This window comes from Salipaludibacillus aurantiacus, assembly GCF_900111295.1.
In the GTDB taxonomy this organism is placed as follows: Bacteria; Bacillota; Bacilli; order Bacillales; family Salisediminibacteriaceae; genus Salipaludibacillus; species Salipaludibacillus aurantiacus.
Genome location: NZ_FOGT01000018.1, coordinates 71,071 through 93,777 on the forward strand (window position 1 = coordinate 71,071; position 22,707 = coordinate 93,777).

The window sequence follows — 22,707 nt, forward strand, 5'->3', positions numbered from 1 at the left end:
ACGGAACGAAAGTCGTTTATAGAAGTAAAAAAGTTCGGATTATCATTCTGAGATAATCCGAACTTTTTTTATTTATCATGCTCTGGAAGCGGAGGTGTGAAAGACGGTTTGAAATACGTAACCTGCCACGCCGCCAATGATAGATGGAATTAACCAGGCAATCCCTATTTCCGCTAAAGGAAACATATAGATAATAGCCGTACTTATCTGCGGGAAAATTCCTGCAGTTGCAAGGCCGTCTGCTATACTCACAAGGGCAGCACCCGCGACAGAACCAACATAAACTTCCTTGCGCCCTTTGAATAGTTCATCAAATAAAGTAAGAATAATCAACACTATAGCCACAGGATAGATCATAACCAGCATAGGCAGTGAGAACTGGATAAGCTGGGTCAGCCCCATGTTTGCCATTACAAAACTGAAAACAGTGACTACAGCAGTTGCCGCCCAGTATGGTACAGCCTTAAAGGTTTTTTGTACATATTCCCCAAAGGCTGATATCAGACCGACTGAGGTAGTTAAGCAGGCGATCGTTATGACCGTTGATAAGAGTATTAAACCGGTCCCGCCCATTAAGAATTGTGATAATCCTGTTAAGATCACTCCCCCATTTTCCTGGTAACCAAGAATAGAAACACTTGTGGAACCTAAATAAGCTAAAGACAGATAAACAAAAATTAAACCTGTCCCTGCAATCAATCCTACTTGAAACGCTTTTTGTGTTAATGCTTTCCTGTCCGTAAGCCCCCGTTCCTTCATTCTCGTAATAACAATAATTCCGAACACAAGGGCTGCAATGGCGTCCATGGTAAAGTATCCTTCCTGAAATCCTGTAAAAAATGGAAAGGATTCATATGTTCCTGTCGGTGAAAGGGCTTCTCCGGCCGTGTTAAAAATGCCTGAAAAAGTTAACACAGAGAGGACAACTACGAGTATAGGTGTTAAGATTTTACCGATTCTGGGAACCAATTTTGAAGGGTTAAGGCTTAACCAGTAACTAAGACTAAAAAAGACTATGGTGAAAAGAAGCAGGGATAAAGCTCCGCCCTCTGCTAAATAAGGAAGCACTCCGATTTCATAGCCAACTGAACCGGTTCTTGGAATACCGAACAATGGTCCGATGGCTAAGTAGACAGCTAAAGGGAATAATAACCCGAACACAGCCCCTACCCGTTTTGAAATCTTTTGCAAATCTCCTCCGGACTTAGCTACTGCAATAATCGCTAATACAGGAAGCCCGACACCGGTTATTAAAAAACCAGTAATTGCCGGCCAGACGGATGTACCTGCTTCCTGGCCTAATGCAGGAGGAAAAATTAAATTCCCTGCTCCTAAAAATAAGGCGAACATCATGAGTCCGATAATTAACGTATCTTTAAATGAATAGTTACTTTTCTCCATTTATACGAGACCTCCGATTAAGTTTTTTTAATAACATTTATTCAGCCATAAGCATATTAACATAAATGAAAAGATTTAGAACAGTAAAAATTAAAAGAGAATTACGAACTTAATTGTCATTAAGCTGAATCTGTTGAAAAGAAAGAAAATGTGGTATGATGTTTTGTTGAAATGTGATTGTTGACAAAATTAAAGGAGTTCCTTCTTATGATTTATTTCGATAACAGTGCAACAACCGTTCCATATGACGAAGTGATAGACACTTTTTCAGAAGTATCACGTTCTTATTTTGCCAATCCTTCCTCACTTCATCCATTAGGAAAGGAAGCAGAAAGATTAAAAGAGCAGGCGAGGAGAAGAGTAGGCTCGCTGTTAAAGGTGAAGCCCGAAGAACTGGTCTTCACTTCAGGAGGAACTGAAGGTAATAATCTGGCAATTAAAGGTACGGCTTATCGGCTTCAGACACGGGGAAAGCATATTATTACGACAGGCATCGAGCATACATCCACTTTCGAAGCTTGCCAGCAGCTGGAAAAAGAAGGATTCACTGTCACTTATATTACGCCAGATGACACTGGACGAATTACAAAGGACCAAGTGGAGCAGGCCCTCACAGAGGATACAATTCTTGTGAGCATGATCCATGTTAGCAATGAATTAGGGTCTGTTCAGCCCGTTCAGGATACAGGGGAATTGTTAGCGAATTATCCAAAAATTCTTTTTCATGTCGATCATGTTCAGGGCATGACAAAAGTGCCTCTTGACTTCAAAAAAGCGGGAATAGATTTATGTACGATATCTGCCCATAAATTTCACGGGCTTAAAGGGACAGGGGTTCTTTATATAAGAAGCGGCATCACCTTAACATCCCAATTTTCCGGTGGCGAACAGGAAGGCGGGTACAGAGGAGGCACCGAAAACCTTGCGGGGATCGTAGCGATGGCTAAGGCTTTGCGCCTATCAATAGAAGCCTCGAATTCAGGGATAGACCATATAAAGCAAATATCCTCCTGGATAGAAAAAGAAGTGTCGGCTATCGACGGAGTGGTTTTAAACTCGCCCCGGGACAGAGCTCCTCACATCCTGAATTTTTCTATTCCGAATATGAAACCGGAAGTTGTCATTCAGGCGCTGGGAGAGAAAGGCATCTTCGTATCGACTAAGTCGGCTTGCTCGTCTAAACAATTTACTCCAAGCCGTGTTTTATTATCGGCGGGCTTCGATGAACCCGTGGCTGCATCTGCGATTCGTTTATCTTTTTCCTTTGAAAATACAATGGAGGAAGCAGCACTATTTACAGAGATATTTAAGGAAACCGTGACTTCCATGAAAAAGGTTGTGAAATTTTAATGCATTATGATCATATATTAATCCGTTATGCGGAATTGTCTTTAAAAGGTAAAAACAGAAAACAATTTGAAAAAAAGCTCGAAGCTAATATCCGGGATGTATTAAAAGAGTTTCCTGCTATAAAAGTAAGACGCTCTTTTGGACGTATGTTTGTTAAATTAAATGGGGAAAATGGTCATGCTGTAACAGATCATTTAAAAGATGTTTTCGGAATTCATTCTCTCAGTCCTTCTTTAAAAGTCCAATTGAATAAAGAGGATATCTGCGAAGGGGCGCTTTGGGCTGCCGAAGATTCTTTGCCTGAAGGACGTGGAACGTTTAAAGTATCTGTCAGACGAACTAATAAAGATTTCCCGCTCCGGTCGCAGGAAATGAATAAAGTGATCGGAGGCCATGTTTTACGCAATATGGAAAATATCAGCGTGGATGTGCATAATCCCGATGTAGAGCTGAAAGTGGAAATCAGGGACGATGCTGCTTATATTTCTGCCAAGGTTATTAATGGAGCAGGAGGTTTGCCGGTAGGGACAAGCGGTAAAGTTATGCTAATGCTTTCTGGCGGAATTGACAGTCCTGTAGCAGGGTATCTTGCTTTAAAAAGGGGTGTGACTTTAGAAGCGGTTCATTTTCACAGCCCGCCGTTTACGAATGAGAGAGCGAAACAAAAAGTGGAAGATCTAGTCCAGGTTCTTACGAGGTTTGGCGGAAAAATTAACCTTCATATTGTGCCATTTACAGATATTCAGACGACGATTCATAAACAAGTCCCCGATAATTATGAGATGACAGTGATGCGCAGGTTTATGCTGCGTATTAGTGAAAAACTGGCTGAGAACCGGGAAGCAAAAGGACTAGTGAATGGAGAAAGTTTAGGCCAGGTAGCCAGCCAGACATTGGACAGCATGTATACAATTAATGAAGTAACTGCCATGCCAGTTTTAAGACCGTTAATAACAATGGATAAGATGGAAGTAATTGATTATGCCAGACGAATCGGCACGTATGATATATCCATTTTGCCTTTCGAAGACTGCTGCACAATTTTTCTGCCTGCTGAATCTAAAACAAAACCAAATAAACTTAAAGCGAGCCGTTACGAAAGTTTTTTAGATATTGATCAAATGGTGAATGAGGCAGTAGAAAATACTGCAGTCAAAGAATTTTCCCGAAATATGGAACTGGATGAGGATTTCGATAATTTATTTTAAAAGGCTGCCCTTCTTGTATTCAAACTTTATCGCCCCTTTTCATTCCATAAAATATGGATAGCGCGCCATTGTTTCTCTCGAATCATAAGTCTCCTTGAGTGACATTCTATATGTACAAGGGAGGTGAGATAAATGGCGAACAACAACAGTAATCAACTAGTAGTACAAGGTGCACAGCAGGCAATTGACCAAATGAAATATGAAATCGCTACTGAATTCGGTGTTCAGCTTGGTCCTGATTCTACTTCTCGTGCTAACGGATCTGTAGGAGGAGAAATTACAAAGCGATTAGTACAAATGGCTGAACAACAGCTAAACGGGTATCAGCAACAATAATTTAAATAATTGGCTGAAAGGGCATCTGAAAAGGTGCCCTTTCTTTTTGATTTCCTTTCTAATTCCCTGTATGATGAATTTGTTAATTATACTAAAAATACACTTTTTAACAGATATGAAAGGAGGCAGATACATGGGAACATTATGGCATGGCGGAAAGATCCGGACGTTACGACGGAAAGATGAAACTTGCGAAGCTCTTTACGTGGAAAATGGCGTCATTACTGATATTGGCTCTTCAGATGAATTGAGACGGCTTTACGAAAATCATATTTCCGAGGAAATAAATTTAGAAGGAGCTGTGATGTACCCTGGGTTCGTAGACAGCCATTTACATATGATCGGCCATGGAGAAAAAATATTAAAATTAGACGTCTCTGAAGTCACCAGTCTGGCAGAATTAAAATTAGTTTTAACCAAAGCGGCTTCTTCTTTACCTGAAGGGGAATGGCTTTTAGCAGAAGGGTTTAATGAAAATTTATATGAATATAATACCGTGCCGGACAGGTTTGTATTGGATGAGGTGTCAACAAAACACCCGATTATGGTTACGAGAGTATGCAGGCATGCGATAGTAACCAATTCTTACGGGTTAAATTTGGCTGGTGTAACAGCGGATTCAATTGACCCACCAGGCGGGCTGATTGAGAAGGATGAAAGCGGGATTCCGACCGGTTATCTGCATGATCAGGCTCAAGAGCTGGTAAGGGAGCATATTCCTGAAAAAGGATTTGATTATATTGAAAAAGCACTTATTACATCTTTAAACGATTTATATGCAAAGGGCTATACAGGAGCCCATACGGAAGACCTGAATTACTATGGGAACGCAAAAAAAACCCTTCAGACATTTAAAAAAGTGATTGACGGATCTGTACGGAAATTCAGAGCTAATCTTCTTGTCCATCATGAAGCAGCCCCGCAGATTTTAGACATGAGAAAAGAAATTGAAAATGAATTTTTAGAACTAGGGTCAGTAAAGATTTTTGCTGATGGCGCTTTAGGAGGCAGAACCGCTTTGCTTAGTGAACCTTATACAGATGCAGCTGATACCCAGGGAGTCGCCATTCATACACCGGGCCAGCTGGAGGGACTCATTAAAGAAGCCAGGGCATACGGTATGCCTGTGGCAATCCATGTTATCGGAGACTTAGCTTTGGAATATGCCATCAGTGCTATTGAAGAACACCCTGTTTCACTTGGGAAAAGAGACAGACTCATTCATCTTCAAGTCACAAGAAAAGATTTAATAGAAAGACTTAAAAAGCTGCCGGTTGTTCTTGATATACAGCCAAGGTTTGTGGCCTCAGACTTTCCCTGGGTGGAAAGCCGGTTAGGAGAAAAACGGTTATCCTGTTCGTTTGCCTGGAGAACCCTGATTGAGTCAGGTCTCGTTTGTGCCGGAGGCTCTGATGCACCAATTGAACCAATTGACCCGATGCTTGGGATTCACGCGGCTGTTACTAGAAGAAAGCCGGGGGAAAAACATGAAGGTTATAACGCAAAAGAGAAACTATCTTTATACGAGACCCTCCAGCTGTTTACATCCGGAAGTGCAAAGGCGATATCGAAGGAAAATGACCGAGGAGTTATCGCACCCGGCTTTAAAGCGGACTTTACTGTTTTAGATGCAGATTTGTTTGAGCTTCAACCCGACGACTGGCTAAATGTAAAAGTGGTGAAAACGGTTGTGGATAATACGATCATGTATGATGAAAAAGAAACTGCTCACCCTGATCAGTGATCTGATGGACAGGTCTTCTGAAGCCTGAGGCAATGCAAATGAATGAAGACGTTTAAATCTTCTTAAATGGCAACTATACAAACAATTAAAAAACAGGAAGGACTAAATCTGTCCTTCCTGACGTATAAATTCAGTATGGAATTATAGAAAGCTTCGTTTTACTTTATCAAGGAAAAGGTTGTCTTTCATGCGTAAAGTCTTAATTTCTCTTTCTGATACTTTAACTTTTATTTCATGAGAATGTCTTATACTTAGAGCTTCATTGTCAGCGCCTATAATCGGATGATCATTCCCGTCCTGGACAATTTTAAGAGTAAGTTCTCTTCCTTTACTTAATAAAAGAGGTGACCCAAGAGTCCGGTACTGATTATTGTTAAGAGAGGAAATTTCTGTTAATTGCATTGCTTTAAGTTTTGGATCTACAACAGCACCGTTTAACGATTTGTTATAAGCCGTACTTCCTGTTGGAGTTGAAACGACCATTCCGTCCCCCCGGAAAGTCTCAAAATAATTTCCATCTATATAAACATCGATGGCAAACGTTTTAATGATATTTGAACGGATGGACAGCTCATTCAGACAGTGGAAATTTTGATTATCATCAACCGTAACTTCAAGAGTCGGGTATTTAAGGACTTCAATATTATCTGACTGCTGCAATCCCTGCTCAATTTTGTTAAGGTCATGCGTATCAAAGTCGGTATAAAAGCCAAGCCGGCCATCGTTAACACCGATATACAGGCAGTCATCGCGAAATCCGGTTTTACGGATGGCCTGCAGGAATGTTCCGTCCCCCCCGAAACTGACAATCAGGTTAGCATCTTTAGGGTCTTCGACTAGTGTATAATCATATTTCCGGCCGATTTTCCGGACGGCTTGTACTCTTTCTTCCAATTCTTCGGAAGGCTTGTAAAATAAATAAGCTTTTTGTTGATTATCCATTGGTGATTTCTTCCTTTCTATACATAGTGATTTTCAGTGAATGAAGGAAAAACGACGTGATTCGCCGTATAATATAAGTATTCGGGATACTTATAAGAACTCCTGCTTCAATCGTATCAGAAATATGACTCCCTTAGCACGGGAGAGACATATAAACTTTATAAAGATAAGAGGTGGAAGAACATGAATACAAAAAGATGGATAGCCTTGGCGATAGCCGCAGTATTATTTGTTGCCTCTCTTGCAGTTTCAGCTTTTCAGACAGACGTGGCTTCAACTATGGATGGATTTTTCGGCGGCACAGAAAGGTTCCAGGAGAGAGTACTTGAAGAAGGGGCCGACCGAGGGAAAGTGGCAGTCGTACATATAGATGGTGTCATTCAAAGTGACCCTTCAGGCGGTCTTTTTGCTGCAGGGTATGACCATGAGCTTTTACTAGACCAGCTTGATCACGCAGCGGAAGATCCTGACGTTCACGGAGTCGTTTTAAGAGTTAATACGCCTGGGGGCGGTGTGGTAGAAAGTGATGAAATTCATGATAAAGTCGTACAGCTTCAGGAAGACTACCGTAAACCGGTGTTTGTATCTATGGGCAGTATGGCAGCAAGTGGCGGATACTATGTTTCCGCTCCTGCCGAGCAAATCTATGCTAATCCCCAAACAATTACCGGATCTCTCGGTGTAATTATGCAATCAATTAATGTAAGTGAATTGGCTGAAGAACTAGGAATAGAGTCAAATGTTATTAAAAGCGGGCCATATAAAGATATTATGTCTTCCACAAGGGAAATGACAGATGATGAGCGTGAAATCCTTCAGGACCTTGTCGATGACGCCTACGAACAATTCGTTAATGTGATTGAGAATGGCAGAGTGTTTGACCGTGATGACGTCTACGAGTTAGCTGACGGCAGGATATATACCGGGTCACAAGCAATGGAAGCAGGCCTGATTGATGGCTTAGGGCATATGGAAGACGTGATCTACAGTTTAAAAGATGATTTAGGACGGGGAGATTTAACAGTAGTCGAATATGAGGCAAATGTCGGCTTCCCTTCGCTTATAGGGGCCACTGTCCAGGAAGTATTCCAAAATCAGCAGCTTACAGAAGTTAAAAGCTGGATGCGCCAAAACCAAGGTCCGAGATTAATGTACTTGTATACAGATTGAGGTGAGCTGGATGAATGAAGAACACAATAGTTTTCAGGATAATATAAAAAACGAAGAGACTTCAATCGTTACTGAAGAAGAAATAACGGTGCAGTATGCCGGCTTCTGGATGAGGTTCTGGGCCTATATCGTTGACCTGATTGTTGTATCAAGCATTAATGGCCTGGTTTTGTTTCCATTGTTTCTTGTTATGAATGTTAATGAATTAACCTGGGGTATCTTTACGCTTGCGGGAATCATTTCCGTTATTACTGCTTATGCTTATTTTATTTTAATGACAAAAAAGTATCGCCAGACTTTGGGAAAACAGCTTTTAGGTATAAAAGTTTTCAGTTATGAAGATAAGGAGCTCACATGGCTGGATGTTATTTTTCGAGAACTAGTGGGACGGTTCATCCATCAATCACTCACTTTTACGAATCTGTTATATCTCATTGTGGCCTTTTCTCCAGAGAAAAGAGGGTTGCACGACAGAATTGGCAATACTTTTGTAGCCTTGGAACCAAGAAAGACAAGAACAATTCCTTTACCGGATAATAATTAATTTTTTCCCATCGGTTAAAGCCGGTGGGATTTTTTTTTCATAACTGGATACTATAAGACTGGAAGAAGCTGGACGAGGGGAGGAAACACTTTGTTGCTGGCCTTAGTGCTCACCATTACTGCCATCATCTTTCTCATTCTTATTATGAAGTTAGAGGTGGAAATAAATATAACTCAGAAAAACAAGGATTTTGAGGGAAAAGTAAGGCTTTTTCTTTTATTCCGTCTTATCCGCTATACCATTTCCATACCGGCAATAGATATGGATAAAGAAACACCTTCCTTAGTATTTAAAGAGAAAGGCGAAGGAACCGGACCAGAGACAGAAAAAAAGACAAAGCTTTCGGTTTTTGATTTAGTAAGAAGTTTCCAGAAGTTCAGGGAGTTTCTCAAAGATGTAAAAGGTTTCTACATTATTACTGAAAAATTTATGTCAAAAGTGACTGTTTCAAAACTGGAATGGCGCACGTGGCTTGGGGCAGGTGACGCTGCGATGACCGGGCAGACCAGCGGTCTTCTATGGTCTGTCAAAGGAAGTCTTACGGGTATTTTATCCAGATATATGCAATTATCTTCTCCGCCCTCTATGGAAGTTTATCCTCAATTTCAGCATTTTATGTTCGCTACCGTTTTTAGATGCATGGTTTCTTTCAGGATCGGTTATGCTATTCTTGCAGGAATAAAAGTTTTGTTACACCGGAAAAAAATTAAAAAAAGGCAACGCACGACTTTAAACCATCAACATGGGAGGAATTTACATGTCTGATCATCCAATTCAGGGATTGATGAAAACAGCAATGGAAAATTTGAAAGAAATGGTCGATGTCAATACAATTGTCGGAGACCCGGTAGAAACACCTGACGGAAGCGTGATTTTACCTGTATCAAAGGTTGGTTTTGGTTTTGCAGCAGGAGGCAGCGAGTTTATCCTTCAGGACAGCCCGGGGGAAAAAGGAGAGGGCGGTTACAAACATCCTTTCGGTGGAGGAAGCGGTGGAGGGGTGTCTATTACCCCAATTGCCTTTCTTGTAGTGAGCAGCCAAGGTGTTAAAATGATTCATCTTGACCACCAGGCGCACTTGTATGAAAAATTGATGGAATTCACCCCGCAGGTGGTTGATAAAATCCAGCAAATGATCCAGAATACAGGCGGAGAATCTAACCGAAGAAAAACCTCTCATACTGAAAATCACGAAAAACCGTTTACCTATTAAGAAAATTAAGCAAATTTCTGTTTTACATCAGGCTGTTTATGGTACTCTTATTAAGTAGTAATTTTTAGTAGGAGGCGATCTGTAAATGGCTCAAGTAACATTTAAAGAAAAGCCCGTCACTTTGATGGGAAATGAAGTAACTGTAGGAAGCAATGCACCGGATTTCACAGTACTGGCGAATGACCTTTCAGAAGTGAATTTTTCTGATTATAAAGGAAAGGTCCGGCTGATCAGTGTTGTACCTTCTATTGATACAGGTGTATGCGATCAGCAGACACGCAAATTTAATGAAGAAGCGGCAAACTTGGGTAATATCGAAATTCTGACAATCAGCGCAGACCTTCCTTTCGCCCAGAAACGCTGGTGCGCGGCTGCCGGAATAGATAACGTCCAGGTGTTATCCGATCACAGAGACTTGGACTTTGGGAAAAAATATGGAGTGGCGATAGAGGAACTTAGATTGTTATCTCGTTCAATCTTCGTCGTGGACAGTTCAGACACGGTGGTATATGCAGAATATGTGTCTGAAGTTACAAATCATCCGAACTATGAGGCTGCGATTGAAGCGGCTAAAAGTGCAAATTAAAGAACTCTGAAAAGCATCTGTCCCAGCAGATGCTTTTTTATTTTGTAAATACGGGGTAAATTTACTACAATGTAATGGACTAATGGAAATGATTCTTTACTTATATCATCAGGTTAAAATTGAAAAGGAAGTGACGGCCTTGCAGGAAAATACAAATACAGAAGCTGTATATCTCGTTCTCGATGAAGGAGCGGAACTTTTAAAAAGAGAATGGGACCTAATCTATTTAGACGCCTTAAGCCATGTCGGGGACATGGTGCATCAGGGACAAATCAGCCGGGACATTGACGAAAAAACTTCTCATAAGCTGGAGGAAATATTTAAAAAGCTGCCGGAAAAACAGGATACGGCTCCTGAGGAATACCGGCGGGCGTTACAGCTGGCAGTTTTAAAAGGAATGCGTGAAGCGACACAGCCTCATCATGCGTTAACACCTGATGCGGTCAGTTTGTTTATCGGTTATTTAGTTAATAAATTACAAAGTTATGATAAAAAATCCGATACACAGGTTCTTGCAGATCCTGCGGTTGGAGCGGGGAATCTTATGACTGCCGTATTAAACCAGCTTGACAGAAAGGCAGCATTTATTGGTGCAGACCCGGATGAGACACTGTTAAAGCTTGCTTATATCAATGCCAATTTACAATCACATTCAGTTGACTTATTTCATCAGGACAGTGTAAGTGCTCCTTTCGTAAAAAATCTGGATATGATTGTGTCAGACTTGCCTGCCGGGTACTATCCTAAAGAAGACCAGGTAAGTAATTTTGCCACGAAAGCTGATACTGGCCGGTCTTATGTGCACCATTTACTGATAGAAAAGGCTGTAACACATGTGAAACCTGGAGGGTTCCTCATATTCCTTGTCCCTAATTATATTTTCCAGACAGACCAGTCTGAACAATTACACACCTTTATTAAAGAAGAAGCTTTAATATATTCGTTAATGCAGCTGCCGTCTTCCATGTTTAAAAATAAACAGGCAGCCAAAAGTATCCTCGTTTTAAGGAAAAAGAAAGAAGGTATTATAGAACCAAAACAAGCGTTACTTGCAGAATTGCCTTCTTTTACAAAAGAATCGGCGCTTGCGGATATGATGCAGAAGATTTCAGGCTGGTTTGACGATCATTTGAAACAGGAAAAATAAGGTTTCACAAAAGTGTCATATTTTAAGTAGCTGTACTATTTTTTCACTTGAATGAGGCTAGTATATAAACAGCAGTACACATAAAGCCTTGTTTTTTATGTGAAAATTGTTATAGTTCTGTTTCTTAAATTTATTGAAACAGTGGTTGCAATCTCATACTTGCCATGTTTTAATTATCTATGGTGAAAAAAGAGTCAAGCAATTGTAAGTAAAGTATAAAACCTAGAAGAATGAAGGAGCGAATGATTCATGTCTAAAATTATGGCAATCAATGCTGGAAGCTCGTCATTAAAGTTTCAGCTTTTGGAAATGCCAAGTGAAGAAGTAGTGACTAAAGGGCTCGTTGAACGGATCGGTTTAAACGATGCAGTATTTACTTTGGAAGTAGATGGGGAAAAGAAAAAGGAAACCACTGAGATTGAAGATCATGCAAAAGCAGTTAAAATTCTTCTGGACAAACTTACTTCCCATAATGTCATTCAGTCTCTTGATGAAATTGAAGGAATTGGACACCGTGTGGTTCACGGTGGAGAAAAGTTTAATGATTCCGTGCTAATAACAGATGAAGTCATTGCAGGAATCGAAGAAGTTTCAGAACTTGCGCCGCTTCATAATCCGGCTAATCTGGTAGGAATTCGTGCTTTTAAAGAAATTCTTCCCAATGTACCTGCTGTAGCCGTTTTTGATACAGCCTTCCATCAGACAATGCCTGAGAATTCTTATTTATACAGCCTTCCATATGAATATTATGAGAAATACGGGATTCGTAAATATGGATTCCACGGGACTTCACATAAATATGTTTCCGAACGTGCAGCAGAAATGCTGGGTCGTCCTCTTGAAAATCTTCGGCTTATCTCATGCCATTTAGGAAATGGGGCAAGTATTGCAGCGATTGAAGGAGGAAAGTCCATTGACACGTCTATGGGCTTCACACCGCTTGCAGGTGTGACGATGGGAACTCGTTCAGGTAATATTGACCCGGCTTTGATACCTTATATTATGGAAAAAGCCGATTTATCTGCTGAAGAAGTTATGAATGTCCTAAACAAGAAAAGTGGTATGCTTGCTTTATCAGGCTTCTCAAGTGACTTAAGAGATATAGAAGTGCAGGCAGAAGAAGATAATGAACGTGCCCAGTTAGCTCTTGAAGTGTTTACATCCCGTATCCACAAATATATTGGCTCCTACGCTGCCCGCATGCACGGGTTAGATGCTGTTATTTTCACAGCCGGTATCGGTGAGAACAGTGATGTTATCCGGTCACAAGTGTTAAAAGGCCTTGAATTTATGGGGATTTACTGGGATCCAACATTGAATAAAACAAGAGGGAAAGAAGCGTTTATTAATTATCCGCATTCTCCTGTAAAAGTAATGGTTATCCCTACTGATGAAGAAGTTGTGATTGCAAGAGACACAGTCAGGTTATCATCATAATACTGACTGTTAAAAAATATTTAAGGAGCTGGCCTCAAAAGATAAACTTTTGGGGCCAGCTCTTTTTTATTCCATTTGATGAACACTAGTTGCCGCGGAAATCATAAACTAAACTACCTATTTTTATAAGGAGGGCAGGATATTACTGCAGGTAAATGGAAAAGTAATGAAGATGGATGATGTGTAAGGGGGCGTTTACAGATGGAATTAACCGAAAGGGAAAAAGTTATATTAAAAGAAATCCAAGACTGGGAACAGTGGCAATTCTCGGATAAAGCCACAGATTTTTCACGTACCTATCAAAAGTGGGCAAAACAGACTTTGCAGAAGATGAATCCTCAATTAAAAAAGAGGGCTTTAACTTTGCTCGATGAGACGTTGTTTTATTTGCAGTCAACAGTTCAGCAGGCCAGGTTTGACCAGCGGGCAATTGATTATTTATTTACTGAAGCAAGGGTCTTCCACCCGGATATCTCTGAAGTGAAAGATATGAAAAAGTTGACAATTGACCAGCTTCGGTTTATTGCTAAAAAGCAGCTTGCCAGGCAGAATCTCCTTGCGTTTGGTCAGGGAGGAGTAACAGGTGCTGGAGGATTATTCGTTACATTCGCTGATTTACCTCTTCTGCTGGCTATCAATTTAAGGTCTGTACAACTGACTGCCATGACATATGGATACGATATGCGTAAACCGTACGAAATGATGCTGGTTCTGAAAGTCTTCCATGCGGTGTCTCTGCCGCGGGAACTTCAGAAGGAAGCATGGGAGGATCTGTATAATCAAATCCCGGATCATCAGAAGGATGCTCTGTTTTATGAAGGAGAAGACGATGTGCTCACGCAACAGTGGATTCAGCAGCCCCTTAAACAGATAATGAAGCTCATGTTCCTGAGATTTGCGAGAAAAAAAGTTATCCAGGGTATACCTGTGGCAGGGATTGCTTTAGGAGCAGGCATGAATTACACGTTTACTAAAGGTGTTTCTCAGGCTTCTCACTACTTTTATCAGAAAAGGCATTTGCAGGAAAAAACAGGAGACTGGGACATTATCTAGGTATACTTGCTCTGCCGTTTCACTCCCGGCGAAGGCTTACCCGAGGGCTTGTCTTCAACTAACTTCCCCGAAAGACACCTTTGGGAAAGTGGATTTTCAGACTGCGCTTATCCTCCGGGTGTCCTCGCCTTCGTTCAACGGCAGGTTATTTGTTATTAGAGTGACGTGTATGACTATAGCAGAGGCTATTAGGGAGCCTGATTAATTTTTAGCTGTTTAAAATATATAAAGTTTTATTTAATTTGCCGTTCACTCCGGCGAAGGCTTATACCACAGGCATAAGTGCAACATTGTCACAGGGATCTTCGGCTAACCCCTTCACGTCCTGTGAAAACTCCGAAGTCACCCCATAATTAATTCTTTAATACAAAAAGAGAGGCCTTCTGCTCGTATCAGGCAAAAGGTCTCTCTGCAATTTGAGAGAATGGCATATAAAAGGTGCTCAGTTTCTCTAAACTCATGTCACTGTAACTTCATCTCCAGTACGGTACCAGATCCATAAGTCGTTTATGATAGAGGCAAGTTCGGCAATTTCACTGTTTAATTCACAGCTTCGGTTAAAATCGTTTTCTCTGTATAGCTGGCCTTGCAGGTGATTAATTTGTCTTTCCAGTTCTTTAATCCGGTCGGGAATATCCCCGCGGACTTTTTCCCATTTAGCTAAAATTTCGCTTTGGGTATGAGCATCTATTTCATCCCACGGCTTTTCAAGAGAAGGGACTTTGATGCCGAGCCGGGGGTCATAGATGAAGGTTACAAGCATGGTTTTCCTCCAGTTTATATTATTCAGAATCTGTACGGACGATTAACACATCACATTTCGCATGTCTTGTAATATGTTCTGATACACTTCCTATTAGGAACCTTTCCACTGCATTTAGTCCGGTGGCACCTGTGACAATCAAATCCACTTCATACTTTTTAGCGACGTCTTTCGCAATCTTTACTTTTGGAGAGCCGTAATCAAGGATTAGAGTAACGTCATCCAGACCATCAGCCAATGCAAGCTGCTTATATTCTTCAAGCATTTCTCTGGCATACTTTTCTGCTTCTGAGAATATAGTCCGGTCATAATGCTCCACAGATGCAAATGTCCTTGTATCTACAATGTGTGTGAGCAATAGTTTGGCCTCATGATCTTTTGCCAGCAAAGCGGCTTTCCTGAATGCGCGTTTTGCTTCATTTGAACCGTCGACTGCAACTAAAATAGTGTTATATTTGATTGCCATAGTATTACCTCCTTGGGAATAAAAAAATTAGCTCTTTATAGTTATATTATATCAAAGATATCTTTACTGAAACGAGGGATAATTCAATTATTTTGACAAATTGAGTAATTATTCACAGTTTCAGTTAAGGTAAATGCTTTTACTTTTTCCCTTCACAATAAGTATAATAAAATATAGTCACAGTTATACAAATCTTAACGATCATACTAAGAAATGAGGGTATACGGATGCGTCACGCCTTAATTACTGCAGGATCTAAAGGCTTAGGTAAAAAAGTAGTCGAAGAGCTGATAGCTGACGGATATTCCGTTACAATTAATTATCGGGAAGACGAAGAAGCGATTGAACGGCTGAGAGAGGAGTTTCGTGACAAACTTGAACGTATTCAATTTGTTAAAGGGGACGTAACCTCTAAAACTGATTTAACTCAGCTTGTTAAGCAGGCTTACGACCGCTTTTCCCGTATAGATGTACTGATTTTAAACGCAGGCCCCTATATTTTTGAAAGAAAAAAACTGGTGGATTATTCAAATGAAGAGTGGGAACAGATGGTGAACGGAAACCTTTCGTCTGCTTTTTACTTATTTAAGGAAATTATTCCTATTATGAGGGATCAGAAATATGGAAGGATCATCACGTACGGCTTTCAGGATGCTCAGCATGCGCCTGGCTGGATTTACCGGTCTGCTTTTGCGGCCGCAAAAGCGGGGCTGGTTTCATTAACAAAAACGGTGTCTATTGAAGAGGCTCCTAATGGAATAACGGCGAATATGGTTTGTCCAGGGAAAATAACCGGGGAGATGAAGGAGGCATCTATTGCGGAGGCAGTCGCTGATACAGAAACTCCTGTAGGAAGAGCTGGTACAGGAGAAGATATTGCAAGAACGGTAAAGTTTCTATGCGACACTGAATCGGATTTGATCACTGGAGCCATACTTGAGGTGACTGGCGGGGTAAATGTTTTGCATAGATACAGGTAAAGCGAATAAAATCCATGTTTTTCCTCATCCTAACGATGAGGTGATTATATGATGAAAACTTTCCGGCTATCTCTTTTTATTATCCTGCTATTACTGCTGCTAATAAGTGGACTCGCTGCTGGCAAGGCAGGATTAGCTGCAGAGCCTGCATGGTATGAACATTCTTCTCTTAAAGTAACTATTGAAACAGAAACAAAGCTTTATGAATGGGAATATGAGAATCCTGATGAATTTGAATATGAAGAAGGCCATACAATTTGGCGCGGTGATCAAGCAAAGCAGTCTTTTGAACACTTGTTAACTATTATCGATTTAACTAAACCGGTTATTTCAGATCATACAGCAGAAAAGCTGAGCAGTAAGTATGAACAGATTGAGCGTATTACTGTCACGCGGATTGATTCTGATAACTGTATTCAAACGTGGTTCTGGAATAAGGGCGAAGGAACAGAAGAGGCCTTAAGCTAATTGCTTACAGGCCTCTTTTTTATAATTTTTATGAGGGGATAATTGTTAATTCTTTAGGAAAGGCAGTCAATAATTGATGCCCTTCTTTAGTAATAAGAACGTCGTCTTCGATCCGCACTCCTGTCTGATCTGGTATATAAATACCCGGTTCGATTGTAAACACCATTCCCTCTTTCAGGCAAGAGTGATTTTCTGCACTGAGTGAAGGAAATTCATGTACTTCAATTCCGAGTCCATGGCCTATCCGGTGGGGGAAATATGATCCGTATCCCGCTTGTTCAATATAACTCCTTGCCACTTTATCCAGCAGACTGACAGATTCGCCCGGCTGGCACAGAGACAGCGCCTTTTGCTGAGCGTGTAACACAGTGGTATATATCTTCCGGTCGTCTTCTTTCACATGATCAAAGAAAACTGTTCGGGTAATGTCAGAGGAATAGCCTTTCCAAACGACACCTAAGTCAAAAAGGACACCGTCTCCTTTTCTCAAAGTTCTGTCCCCCGGATTCCCGTGCGGATCTCCTCCATTCCCGCCAAAAAGAACCATAGTGGAAAAAGACATTTCCCTTATTCCTCTCTTTTTTAGGAAATACTCAATTGAAGCCAGTACCTCCATTTCAGTAACTCCTTCTTTTAACGCGGCGACTCCTGCTTCGATTCCTTTATCAGCAAGCGAAGCCGCTTCTTTAAGGATCGCTATTTCTGAATCGTTTTTTATTACCCTCAGTTCATTAATCATAGAATCAGCTTCTATGAAAGAAATAGAATTGTTCATTAGTTCAAGGGCTTGCATTCTGGCCCATGAGATAGAACTTTCTACCGCAGCTGTACGAATGTCAATATTATTTTCAGATAAGTGTCCTGCGATTTTTTCCCACGGATTATCTGTGTCGCTGTAACCGATTATTTTTCCTTCAGTAAAAACAGATTGCACCTGATTTACTTCCATATGGGGGCATACAAGGAAAGGAGGATGGTTCTTCAGTATAAAAACAGCGACGAGGCGTTCATGTGGATCAGTATCAAAACCGCTTAAATAATACACATTCGGTCTTGTTTGAACAATAAGGACATCTGCATTTTTTTCTATTAATTTTTCCTGTAAGTTTTTCAGACGGTGCATGTCGTAAACCTCCTTAGTGATTAACCAGTGTTACACGGATTTTTAATTATGATATCATACAAGGTGAAAATCAAACGCATAATCTTAAAAAAGACAGGGTATGAAACTTAAGAGACAAATTTTTTAAAAAAGGAGAGGGATCACAGATGAAAGTATCTTATCATGGACATTCAGTCGTTAAAATTGAAACAAATGGGACAAATATTTTCATAGACCCATTTATTACAGGTAACGGAATAACTGACCTGGAAGCTGAGAATACAAGAGCTGATGTGATTTTATTAACTCACGGGCATAACGACCACGTGGGAGACACTGTAGAGATGGCTAAGAAAAATGATGCATTAGTGGTCGCTCCTTTTGAACTGGCGACTTATCTAGGCTGGCAAGGTGTCAATGCCCATCCGATGCACATTGGCGGGGCCCATGAATTCGGTTTTGGAAAAGTAAAACTGACTCAGGCATTCCACGGGTCTGCCTATACAGAAGAAGAGAACCAAAAAATCGTGTATACTGGCATGCCTGCGGGCATTTTATTTACCGCGGAAGGTAAAACCGTTTATCATGCAGGAGATACCGGTTTGTTTTCTGACATGAAACTGCTAGGGGAATTTCATGATATTGACCTGGCCTTCCTTCCAATAGGAGATAATTTTACAATGGGGCCGGAAGATGCACTTATTGCAGCAGAGTGGATCGGCGCTAAGAAAGTGGTTCCTGTCCATTACAACACTTTCCCTGTAATTGAACAGAATGCGCTGGCTTTTGCAGAGAAAGTAAAGACCGGGGAAGGCATCGTTTTAAACGCAGGAGACGAGCTTGAGCTCTAATTACAGTAGCCGGCAGTTAACTTTTTTTCATCATAAAGCTTAAAATTAACTAAAGCTGTCCAAGGCTTATTTGCCTTCGACAGCTTTTTTAAATATTGGAGTCTTCCATATAACTTTCCACTTCTTGTTTGTACTTCTGTCCGAGATAGACACTGTCCAGCCGCCTGGCATCTTCCTCCTCATATTTTTGCAGCAGGACAGGTTCAAGAGTTTCCCATAACACTGTCCGTTTAGCATGGTCGCGGTCAAATTCAATCATAAATTCTTCTACAGATAAATCCATTGCTTCAGACATCCCCCTAATAGAAGGAGGGAGGTTATTCTGGTAAATCTCAAGATTATATCTGGCCTGAGAGTCTACTTCTTCATCTGACACACTCACCGAGTATTGTTCTTCCGCATAATTTATCCAGGCTTGTTCATATTCAAATCTTTCTTCAGCCATTTGAAACATTTCCTCTTCAGACCAGTCTTCATTATATTCGTATTTTTGAATATAATAGCGGACAAACCACTTTTTAATATTTTCACGGTCAGGCTTAAAAACTGATGTTTCCTCTTCATACACGTCTATAGCATGGGCTGTCAGTTCTTCATAATCTTCGGAGGTTAAATTGGAATAATTTTCTCCAAAGATAATTTCCACAGGGTTGCTTTCTTCACTTACTACTTGAGATGATTCTGAATTACTGTCATTACATGACACAAAAAATAATAAACAAAAAGTGCATAAAGCCGGTAATACATATATTTTAAACAACTGCCCGGATCCCCCTTTCTGCTGATTGTCAATCAAAATTCAGGTAAATCATCATAACATATCATATTGAATATTATCAGATTTATACAGAGATTTATATTACCTGATTATCATAGTTAAGACATTCTTTTTACCCTGTTCAATTAATAATAGATATACCTTAACTAGTTATACCCTGAAACAAGGGTGAAGTAAGCGTCAATTTAACAGAAATTAGCTTGATGTAGAAAGTCAGGACGATTATACTTGTGTTAGTACAGGGGAAGAATATTAATTGAACAGTTTATTATACAGGGAGGGAACCCTCTAATGACAAAGCATGAACAAATATTACAGCATATACGTTCTTTAGAAATTGGCAATAAGATATCTGTCCGGCATATTGCTAAAGTATTAAATGTAAGTGAAGGGACAGCATACAGAGCTATTAAGGATGCTGAAAACCAGGGATTGGTGAGTACGATCGAGCGGGTCGGAACCATCCGGATAGAGAAGAAGCAAAAGGATAATATTGAGAGGCTGACCTACGCGGAAGTGATTAATATTGTAGAAGGCTCGGTACTGGGCGGAAGGAACGGTCTGTATAAAACATTAAATAAATTTGTAATCGGTGCCATGAAAGCTGAAGCAATGATGCGTTATGTGGAAGCGGGAAACCTTCTGATTGTAGGGAACCGGGAGCAGGTACATAAACTGGCTTTGGAAGAAGGTTCTGCTGTACTGATTACAGGGGGATTTGACACGAGTGAAGAAGTAAAGCAGCTGGCAGATAAGCTTGAATTGCCGGTTATTTCTACAAGCTATGACACCTTTACAGTGGCGACGATGATTAATCGCGCCATTTACGACCAGCTTATAAAAAAGGAAATTATATCAGTGGAAGATATTTTAATTCCAGTTGAAAAGACGGATTTCCTTACGACATCAAACACAGTCGAGAAATGGCATGAATTAAATAATAAAACAGGGCACAACCGTTATCCGATTGTAGATGAAGAGCTGAAACTTCACGGTATTGTAACCGCAAAAGATGTAATGGGTGTGAGTCAGTTTATGGAAATAGAAAAAGTGATGACTAAACAGCCTATTACGGTGACAAATCAGACGTCCGTAGCCTCTGCTGCTCACATGATGGTATGGGAAGGCATAGAACTGCTCCCGGTTATTAACCAGTCAAAGAAATTAATAGGAATCATCAGCAGGCAGGATGTCCTGAAAGCTCTGCAAATGATCCAGCGGCAGCCGCACGTAGGAGATACTATCGAAGATCTCGTTACACGCCACTTTGAAGATGTGTCAACAGCGAATGAATATACCTTCCAGCTGGAAGTGACACCTCAAATGACAAACCATCTCGGAACCATCTCATATGGAGTAATGACTACTATAGTAACAGAGGCAGGAAGCAGAGTATTGCGGAAGCATAAAAAAGGCGACCTTGTCGTTGAAAACATTACATTGTTCTTTATAAAACCTGTCCAGATTGATACACTGATGCAGGTGAAGCCTAAAGTTCTTGAAGTCGGACGGAAATTCGGAAAAGTTGATGTGGAATTATATCATCAGGATCAAATTGTAGGAAAAGCGATGCTGATGGCGCAGCTGATAGACCGTTAATGAGAGAACAGCACCTGAGCCGTCTGATCAGGTGCTGTTCTTAAAAACTGTTTAATTTTTTTGGAGGGCTGCTTTTTCTTTAGATAGATGCGGCTTAAGCATACGGTAATGCTTTAAACCAAAAAACACATTAATCGTTCCAAAAATAACAAAAATAAGAGTGATAAAAGCCGAGACGGAGGACTGCAGGTTCATATAACTGTTAACCCCGAATGAAATAAAGAATATTCCGATAGCAATGCTTCCTTTGGAAGAATTACTCCGTTTTTCCACAGGTCCGGTACCTCGTCCCTGCTGGACTTTAAAATGAACGAAAGCAACTAATGATGCAAATATAATGAATATGAAGAACATATTAATGGCTCCTTTAAAATGTAATAAACTCATATTCATTTTAAAGGACAAACCTTTTCCAGGCAAATTTTTTTACACGCATGATACAAAATTAAATCAGGAGTGGGAATATTGAAACAAGATATATTAAATAAAATTAAATTATGGGATTCTATTATTATTCACAGGCACGTCAGGCCTGATCCTGATGCGATAGGATCACAAGCGGGATTAAAAGCTTTAATTAAGTCTCTTTATCCTGATAAGAAAGTATATTTGGCAGGAGAAGAGGAAAGTTCTCTTGCTTTTCTTGCAAGCATGGACAAAATTGAAGACAGCCTTTTTGCCAAATCACTAGTTATTATTTGTGATACGGCCAATACAGCCCGAATCGATGATGAGAGATACAGAAACGGTGCTGAAACAATTAAAATAGATCATCATCCTAATGTGGATCCATATGGAAATCTGATGTGGGTAGATCCTTCTGCCAGTTCAACAAGTGAAATGATTTTTGAGCTTTTTGAAGAGGCAGAGAAGGAAGGGTTCGTTATGGATAAAGAGATGGCCAGGCTTCTCTATGCGGGTATTGTGGCAGATACAGGCAGATTCCGTTTTCCTAATACAACGGAAAAAACATTTTTTGCTGCAGGCCGCTTAATTGAAGCCGAATTTTCCAGGCCTGAACTTTATGATTACTTATATGAGACCTCTTTATCTTTACTGCGTCTCGAGGGTTATGTGTTATCGGAAGTTAAAATTACCCCCGCTGGTGCCGGGTACGTGTATTTAACAAAAGACATTCTTGATAAATATAAAGTAACTTCTAAAGAAGCAGCTTCCATAGTTAACAGTTTCTCTACTTTAAAAGGTTTGAAAGCCTGGGTGTTTTTTGTCGAAGAGGAAGACGTGATCCGGGTAAGACTCCGGTCCAAGGGTCCTGAAATCCACGAATTGGCGGCCCGTTATAATGGGGGCGGGCATCCAATGGCTTCTGGGGCTTCTCTCTCAGACTGGAGCGAGACAGAGAAGGTGTTAAGTGAACTGGAAGACCTTTGCCGTTAGGCAAGCGTCCACCTCGCGGACTGAAATCACTGCTGCTATCAAAAAAAGGCATCCGAACAACATTTGTTCGGATGCCTCAGGCTGTTGAGAAACCCACCCTTTTCAAAAAGCGTGGGTTTCTTTTTTATTTTCTTCCCTTGATTTAGGTCATCTTCCGATGATAAAGGAATA

Annotated in this window: 24 protein-coding genes; 17 read left to right on the forward strand and 7 right to left on the reverse strand. The window is 40.5% G+C overall.

Translation table 11 applies throughout. The features are described from left to right. Window positions 1-75: 75 nt before the first annotated feature. Entirely contained in the window at window positions 76-1,401 is a 1,326-nt protein-coding gene (brnQ, locus tag BMW59_RS17735; protein ID WP_093054989.1) for a branched-chain amino acid transport system II carrier protein, read from the reverse strand. Between the two features lie 207 nt (window positions 1,402-1,608). Between brnQ and BMW59_RS17740 the strand changes: the two genes are divergently transcribed. The 4 genes from BMW59_RS17740 (at window position 1,609) to BMW59_RS17755 (ending at window position 6,039) form a co-directional block, all read left to right on the forward strand. After that, entirely contained in the window at window positions 1,609-2,751 is a 1,143-nt protein-coding gene (locus tag BMW59_RS17740) for a cysteine desulfurase family protein (RefSeq protein WP_093054991.1), read from the forward strand. Then, window positions 2,751-3,959 (forward strand): tRNA uracil 4-sulfurtransferase ThiI, encoded by a 1,209-nt coding sequence (thiI, locus tag BMW59_RS17745; RefSeq protein ID WP_093054993.1) that lies wholly within the window; start codon window positions 2,751-2,753, stop codon window positions 3,957-3,959. Before BMW59_RS17740 ends, thiI begins: the two co-directional genes overlap by 1 nt. A 132-nt stretch (window positions 3,960-4,091) precedes the next feature. Further along, window positions 4,092-4,295, forward strand: coding sequence for an alpha/beta-type small acid-soluble spore protein (locus BMW59_RS17750; protein WP_093054995.1), 204 nt, complete (start codon window positions 4,092-4,094; stop codon window positions 4,293-4,295). 133 nt (window positions 4,296-4,428) lie between these two features. Continuing rightward, a complete protein-coding gene (locus tag BMW59_RS17755; protein ID WP_093054997.1) occupies window positions 4,429-6,039 on the forward strand; it encodes an amidohydrolase in 1,611 nt (536 codons plus the stop codon). A 141-nt stretch (window positions 6,040-6,180) separates the two neighbouring features. On the opposite strand, the gene BMW59_RS17760 is transcribed toward BMW59_RS17755, so the two are convergent. Beyond that, window positions 6,181-6,981 (reverse strand): NAD kinase, encoded by an 801-nt coding sequence (locus tag BMW59_RS17760; RefSeq protein ID WP_093054999.1) that lies wholly within the window; start codon window positions 6,979-6,981, stop codon window positions 6,181-6,183. Window positions 6,982-7,164: 183 nt separating this feature from the next. Between BMW59_RS17760 and sppA the strand changes: the two genes are divergently transcribed. The 8 genes from sppA (at window position 7,165) to BMW59_RS17800 (ending at window position 14,131) form a co-directional block, all read left to right on the forward strand. After that, on the forward strand, window positions 7,165-8,151 hold the full coding sequence (gene sppA, locus BMW59_RS17765; protein WP_093055001.1) for a signal peptide peptidase SppA: 987 nt from the start codon (window positions 7,165-7,167) through the stop codon (window positions 8,149-8,151). A 10-nt stretch (window positions 8,152-8,161) separates the two neighbouring features. Beyond that, window positions 8,162-8,695, forward strand: a complete 534-nt coding sequence (locus BMW59_RS17770; RefSeq protein WP_093055003.1) for an RDD family protein — start codon at window positions 8,162-8,164, stop codon at window positions 8,693-8,695. Window positions 8,696-8,785: 90 nt separating this feature from the next. After that, complete coding sequence (locus tag BMW59_RS17775) at window positions 8,786-9,460, forward strand: DUF2953 domain-containing protein (RefSeq protein WP_093055005.1); 675 nt, start codon at window positions 8,786-8,788, stop codon at window positions 9,458-9,460. Next, entirely contained in the window at window positions 9,453-9,908 is a 456-nt protein-coding gene (gene ytfJ / locus BMW59_RS17780; RefSeq protein WP_093055007.1) for a GerW family sporulation protein, read from the forward strand. The genes BMW59_RS17775 and ytfJ overlap by 8 nt, the downstream gene beginning before the upstream one ends. An 85-nt stretch (window positions 9,909-9,993) precedes the next feature. Further along, the gene (gene tpx / locus BMW59_RS17785) at window positions 9,994-10,494 is read left to right on the forward strand and encodes a thiol peroxidase (RefSeq protein WP_093055009.1); all 501 of its coding nucleotides are present in this window, start codon (window positions 9,994-9,996) and stop codon (window positions 10,492-10,494) included. An 82-nt stretch (window positions 10,495-10,576) separates the two neighbouring features. Then, window positions 10,577-11,641: a class I SAM-dependent methyltransferase gene (locus tag BMW59_RS17790; RefSeq protein WP_245733215.1), complete on the forward strand. Its 1,065-nt coding sequence runs from the start codon at window positions 10,577-10,579 to the stop codon at window positions 11,639-11,641. 249 nt (window positions 11,642-11,890) lie between these two features. Next, window positions 11,891-13,078 carry an acetate kinase gene (locus BMW59_RS17795; protein ID WP_093055011.1) on the forward strand — a complete coding sequence of 396 codons (1,188 nt, stop codon included), beginning with the start codon at window positions 11,891-11,893 and terminating at the stop codon, window positions 13,076-13,078. 201 nt (window positions 13,079-13,279) lie between these two features. Then, window positions 13,280-14,131 carry an EcsC family protein gene (locus BMW59_RS17800; protein WP_093055013.1) on the forward strand — a complete coding sequence of 284 codons (852 nt, stop codon included), beginning with the start codon at window positions 13,280-13,282 and terminating at the stop codon, window positions 14,129-14,131. 457 nt (window positions 14,132-14,588) lie between these two features. Here the strand turns inward: BMW59_RS17800 and BMW59_RS17805 are convergent, their stop codons facing one another. Next, window positions 14,589-14,894 (reverse strand): hypothetical protein, encoded by a 306-nt coding sequence (locus tag BMW59_RS17805; protein ID WP_093055015.1) that lies wholly within the window; start codon window positions 14,892-14,894, stop codon window positions 14,589-14,591. A 19-nt stretch (window positions 14,895-14,913) separates the two neighbouring features. Next, a complete protein-coding gene (locus BMW59_RS17810; protein WP_093055017.1) occupies window positions 14,914-15,360 on the reverse strand; it encodes a universal stress protein in 447 nt (148 codons plus the stop codon). A 227-nt stretch (window positions 15,361-15,587) separates the two neighbouring features. Between BMW59_RS17810 and BMW59_RS17815 the strand changes: the two genes are divergently transcribed. Continuing rightward, window positions 15,588-16,340, forward strand: coding sequence for an SDR family oxidoreductase (locus BMW59_RS17815; RefSeq protein WP_093055019.1), 753 nt, complete (start codon window positions 15,588-15,590; stop codon window positions 16,338-16,340). A 48-nt stretch (window positions 16,341-16,388) separates the two neighbouring features. Further along, window positions 16,389-16,808: a hypothetical protein gene (locus tag BMW59_RS17820; RefSeq protein WP_093055021.1), complete on the forward strand. Its 420-nt coding sequence runs from the start codon at window positions 16,389-16,391 to the stop codon at window positions 16,806-16,808. A gap of 28 nt (window positions 16,809-16,836) precedes the next feature. Here BMW59_RS17820 and BMW59_RS17825 read toward each other — a convergent pair whose 3' ends face one another. Continuing rightward, on the reverse strand, window positions 16,837-17,931 hold the full coding sequence (locus tag BMW59_RS17825) for a M24 family metallopeptidase (RefSeq protein ID WP_093055023.1): 1,095 nt from the start codon (window positions 17,929-17,931) through the stop codon (window positions 16,837-16,839). A gap of 146 nt (window positions 17,932-18,077) precedes the next feature. Here BMW59_RS17825 and BMW59_RS17830 point away from each other — a divergent pair, with 146 nt between their 5' ends. After that, window positions 18,078-18,761: a metal-dependent hydrolase gene (locus BMW59_RS17830; protein WP_093055025.1), complete on the forward strand. Its 684-nt coding sequence runs from the start codon at window positions 18,078-18,080 to the stop codon at window positions 18,759-18,761. An 88-nt stretch (window positions 18,762-18,849) separates the two neighbouring features. Here BMW59_RS17830 and BMW59_RS17835 read toward each other — a convergent pair whose 3' ends face one another. Further along, a complete protein-coding gene (locus BMW59_RS17835; RefSeq protein WP_093055027.1) occupies window positions 18,850-19,521 on the reverse strand; it encodes a hypothetical protein in 672 nt (223 codons plus the stop codon). A 309-nt stretch (window positions 19,522-19,830) separates the two neighbouring features. Here BMW59_RS17835 and BMW59_RS17840 point away from each other — a divergent pair, with 309 nt between their 5' ends. Next, window positions 19,831-21,138, forward strand: a complete 1,308-nt coding sequence (locus BMW59_RS17840; RefSeq protein ID WP_093055029.1) for a CBS domain-containing protein — start codon at window positions 19,831-19,833, stop codon at window positions 21,136-21,138. A 51-nt stretch (window positions 21,139-21,189) separates the two neighbouring features. Here BMW59_RS17840 and BMW59_RS17845 read toward each other — a convergent pair whose 3' ends face one another. Beyond that, window positions 21,190-21,525, reverse strand: coding sequence for a YtpI family protein (locus tag BMW59_RS17845; RefSeq protein ID WP_177174419.1), 336 nt, complete (start codon window positions 21,523-21,525; stop codon window positions 21,190-21,192). Window positions 21,526-21,603: 78 nt separating this feature from the next. Between BMW59_RS17845 and BMW59_RS17850 the strand changes: the two genes are divergently transcribed. Next, window positions 21,604-22,536, forward strand: a complete 933-nt coding sequence (locus BMW59_RS17850; protein WP_093055033.1) for a DHH family phosphoesterase — start codon at window positions 21,604-21,606, stop codon at window positions 22,534-22,536. Window positions 22,537-22,707: the final 171 nt, after the last annotated feature.